This is a genomic window from Arthrospira sp. PCC 8006 (genome assembly GCF_046480465.1).
GTDB classification, from domain to species: domain Bacteria; phylum Cyanobacteriota; class Cyanobacteriia; order Cyanobacteriales; family Microcoleaceae; genus Limnospira; species Limnospira platensis.
The window spans coordinates 1-3,579 of record NZ_PKGG01000340.1 but is presented as its reverse complement, the minus strand read 5'-3'; the positions used below and the strand labels follow the sequence as shown (position 1 = coordinate 3,579).

Here is a 3,579-nt window from a genome sequence, read left to right as displayed (position 1 = left end):
TCTGGCAGTTTCCCTTGGCGACGTAGGGCCAGACCGAGATTGTTGTGAGCTATAGCATTATTGGGTTCAATCTCCAAAAACTCCCGCCAAATCTGTTCTGCTTCCCTATACCTCCCCGCCGCCTGGGCTGCATTCCCCCTCTGAAACCATTCATCCACCGTCTGAGCCGCCAAACCTGACGGCAGGAGGGTTAAGGACAAAGCCAGCAATATTGGTAGCGCCCATCGCCGATATATCATAGCAGCCACCTCTCAATATCCCCATGTTTCAGTTTAATACCTTTTTGGTCAGATGGCGAGAAATTCACCCGGTTTTTGTGAGAGTTTGTCGGACCTCCCCAGAGATAGTCATAGAAACCCGGTTTCTGGGAGGTTGGGGGGAAACAAACCCGGTTTCTGGGGGTTTCTGGAAGGGTTTATCGGACCTAGCGCAAATATGCTATATTGATTAAATAGTCATCTACTATCGTCATAACTAGCCACCATAGCCCATGGTTTCATGATATCCGCAATTTCTGAATTTGTCAAGTATTTGAGCTTGATTAATCCACCAATAAACCCTTATAATATCAACAAAGTTGGCAATCAAAAGCAGTTAAAATTAATCACCTATGGCAATCTATGAACCCGATTGGTCTCGTCTCCAAAAAGCCCTATCTGTAGAAGCAGAACGTGGGTTTAATAATATTCAGGGCAAAGAGTATAGATTTCATGAATTCTTACAAATCAGCATTAATAAACTCATCGAAATTATCCCCCTAGAAGCCCATGAAGTAGGTCAAAAATTAGTGGGAAATTTTGCCAGATATTCCCAACTAATCACCGAAGATAGACAGCATTTGATAGCGGAAACCMATAACTTTTTAATCCAAGCCGAGCGCCTGTTAGAAGCCCAGAAAAAACTCGCCAAAAATCAGCCCCCAGAGCCATCCCCTAGCCCTCCCCGTMGCAGMAGTCCCCAGGAAGTTACCCCCCCCAAATTACCGGAATTAGACCAGGGATTAAAAGAACTGGTGGGACCCAGAAATAGCGACCTTTTAGCCAGGCTGGGAATTTATACGATTTATGATTTACTCTATTATTATCCCCGCGACCATATTGATTACGCCCGCCAAGTCCCCATCAAAGAATTAGAACCTGGGGAAACTGTTACCATTGTGGCAGAGGTGAAGCGGTGTAATTGTTTTAGTAGCCMCAAAAATCGCCMACTCACTATTTTAGAATTAATCGTCAAAGACCGAACCGGACAACTCAAAATTAGTCGTTTTTATGCCGGAAATCGCTATAGCAATAAAGGCTGGCAACATAAACAAAAATATAACTATCCTCCGGGAGCGATTATCGCGGCTTCTGGGTTGGTGAAAAAAAATAAATATGGCATCACCCTAGATAACCCAGAATTAGAAATATTAGACCGGGCTGATAGTCATGCTGCTTCCATGAAAATTGGGCGGGTTTTACCGGTTTATCCATTGTCGGAAGGCATTGGGGCGGATTTGGTCAGGAAGGCGGTTTTGGCGGCATTACCAGCAGCTAATAAACTCCCGGAATCATTGCCTCCCAAATTGCGGGAAAAATATCAGTTAATTGAAATCTCGGATGCTATCACCAATATTCACTTCCCCCCCAACCGTGACTGGTTAGCAGCGGCTAGACGACGCTTAGTATTTGATGAATTTTTCTATCTGCAAATCGGCTTATTGCAGCGGCGACAAGTTTCTAAAACTAACGAAAAAAGCGCGGCTCTCCTCCCCCAAGGAGAACTAATTGAACAGTTTTATAAAATGTTGCCTTTTGAATTGACTAAGGCTCAAAAACGAGTGATTGAAGAAATCTTGACGGATCTCAACTCGGAAGAACCTATGAATCGCTTAATTCAAGGAGACGTTGGGGCGGGTAAAACTGTGGTGGCTGTGGTGGCAATGTTGGCGGCAATTCAAGCCGGATATCAGACGGCTTTGATGGCTCCCACGGAGGTTTTGGCGGAACAACATTATCAAAAATTGGTGGGTTGGTTGAATTTAATGCACCTTCCGGTTGAGTTGTTGACGGGTTCGACTAAGACTGCTAAACGTCGCCAAATTCATGCTCAATTACAAACGGGAGAATTGCCGGTTTTGGTGGGGACTCATGCCTTAATTCAAGACCCGGTGAATTTTCATAAGTTGGGGTTGGTGGTGATTGATGAACAACACCGCTTTGGGGTGCATCAACGGGCTAAGTTACAACAAAAAGGTGAGTCCCCCCATGTTTTGACGATGACGGCAACTCCTATTCCGCGCACGTTATCCCTGACTTTACATGGAGATCTCGATGTTAGTCAATTGGATGAATTACCACCAGGAAGACAGCCAATTCAAACGACTATGTTATCTGGTCGTAAACGTCAGGAAGCATACGATTTGATTAGCCGAGAAGTGGCACAAGGACGACAGGTTTATGTGGTTTTACCTTTGGTGGAAGAGTCGGAAAAATTGGATGTGCGATCGGCTGTTGAAGAACATCAAAAGCTGCAAACTAAGATTTTCCCGGAATTGGCGATCGCTTTGTTGCATGGTCGCATGAGTAGCCAGGAAAAAGAAGCGGCGATCGCTAAATTTAGGGAGGGAGAAACCAATATCCTAGTATCAACAACTGTTGTAGAAGTTGGGGTTGATGTTCCTAATGCTACGGTGATGTTAATKGAAAATGCCGAAAGGTTTGGCTTGTCACAATTGCACCAACTACGGGGTCGCGTCGGTCGTGGCGCTCACAAGTCCTATTGTTTGTTAATGTCGGGGAGTTCCTCGCCGGAAGCCAAGCAAAGATTACAGGTTTTGGAACAGTCCCAGGATGGCTTTTTTATTGCTGAAATGGATATGGAGTTGCGGGGTCCCGGTCAGGTTTTGGGAACCCGTCAGTCCGGTTTACCTGACTTCGCTTTGGCTAGTTTGGTGGAAGACCGCGAGGTTTTGGAACTAGCCAGAGAAGCCGCCCAAAAAGTCATCCAGAAAGACTACACCCTCCAACGTTGGCCGGCTATGGTCGCGGAGTGGGATCGACGCTATCAAAAAATGATGGGAGGATCGATTTTGACTTAGGTTGACACCAAAACCTATAGGGCTTGTTTTCGCTCCCCGATTAGCTTAATATATATATGCCGGAAAGTTGATCTGATTACCCTGGGTAAGCCGAAATCTATGGGGGTCATTGTGTCGGGGAGTCGCCAATCGTCAACCCGTAAATCGTCCGGGTGCAACAGAGGAAAAGCGATCGCCTCTAGCTCCCCACACAACCCTAGACTTTTCGCCGCCACTAGGGTCGGGACTAAATCCCATTGTACCCCTAACACTCGATTAAATTACTCATGACTGAATATAATATATATAGTGACACATATACTAAACATCTCCAAAGACTCAAGAATGTTTTGGCTAGTGACAAAGCATATGAGCAAGCCATTGGTGGAAACTTTCTAGCTGTAGGTCAACTGGAACTAGGTTTACTTAGACAACAGGGACTCAAACCCGGTCAAATGGTGATTGATGTCGGGTGTGGAAGTGGGCGTTTAGCTGCTCCCTTGGCGGGTATTCCTGGCATT

General features: G+C 45.6%; 3 protein-coding genes and 1 pseudogene. 2 read left to right on the top strand and 2 right to left on the bottom strand.

The genetic code is table 11. The annotated features are described in order from the left end of the window. Window positions 1–239 (bottom strand): tetratricopeptide repeat protein (locus B9T16_RS26805; RefSeq protein ID WP_410246191.1); only part of this gene is annotated, 239 nt, incomplete at its 3' end. Window positions 240–610: 371 nt separating this feature from the next. Here B9T16_RS26805 and recG point away from each other — a divergent pair. Next, on the top strand, window positions 611–3,079 hold the full coding sequence (recG, locus tag B9T16_RS26800; protein ID WP_410246190.1) for an ATP-dependent DNA helicase RecG: 2,469 nt from the start codon (window positions 611–613) through the stop codon (window positions 3,077–3,079). A 14-nt stretch (window positions 3,080–3,093) separates the two neighbouring features. Here recG and B9T16_RS26795 read toward each other — a convergent pair whose 3' ends face one another. Beyond that, the gene (locus B9T16_RS26795; RefSeq protein ID WP_006618532.1) at window positions 3,094–3,330 is read right to left on the bottom strand and encodes a hypothetical protein; all 237 of its coding nucleotides are present in this window, start codon (window positions 3,328–3,330) and stop codon (window positions 3,094–3,096) included. Between the two features lie 15 nt (window positions 3,331–3,345). On the opposite strand from B9T16_RS26795, the pseudogene B9T16_RS26790 reads away from it, so the two are divergent. Beyond that, window positions 3,346–3,579: pseudogene (locus B9T16_RS26790) on the top strand (class I SAM-dependent methyltransferase); the annotation flags it as partial.